The organism is Exiguobacterium sp. SL-10 (assembly GCF_004337025.1).
Lineage (GTDB): Bacteria > Bacillota > Bacilli > Exiguobacteriales > Exiguobacteriaceae > Exiguobacterium.
In genome coordinates, this window is record NZ_SJUP01000035.1 from 1 (window position 1) to 457 (window position 457).

2 tRNA genes and 1 rRNA gene are annotated in these 457 nt (G+C 51.2%); all 3 read left to right on the forward strand.

Annotated elements, in window-relative coordinates:
- Positions 1-82: ribosomal RNA gene (locus EVJ33_RS15200) — 16S ribosomal RNA — on the forward strand; the annotation flags it as partial.
- Between the two features lie 75 nt (positions 83-157).
- Positions 158-234: transfer RNA gene (locus EVJ33_RS15205), tRNA-Ile, on the forward strand.
- Positions 235-255: 21 nt separating this feature from the next.
- A tRNA-Ala gene (locus EVJ33_RS15210) sits at positions 256-328 on the forward strand.
- The last annotated feature ends 129 nt before the right edge of the window (positions 329-457 follow it).

Below are 457 nucleotides of genomic sequence, written 5' to 3' on the forward strand. Positions count from 1 at the left end.
GCCGCCGAAGGTGGGACAGATGATTGGGGTGAAGTCGTAACAAGGTAGCCGTATCGGAAGGTGCGGCTGGATCACCTCCTTTCTAAGGAAAATGCCCATGTGGCATTGCCCATCGTTCAGTTTTGAGAGACCAAATCTCTCGACAATCAAAATATGAGGGCCTATAGCTCAGCTGGTTAGAGCGCACGCCTGATAAGCGTGAGGTCGGTGGTTCGAGTCCACTTAGGCCCACCATTTTTTTGAGAATTCCAATATGGGGCCTTAGCTCAGCTGGGAGAGCGCCTGCCTTGCACGCAGGAGGTCAGCGGTTCGATCCCGCTAGGCTCCACTTTGTTCCTTGAAAACTGAAGATTCATCAAGACATCAAACCAATTAATTTCACATATGGTCCGTGAGGACCGTGTGTCTTAGACGCTAGATCAAGGTAGAAAGGGCGTACGGTGGATGCCTTGGCACT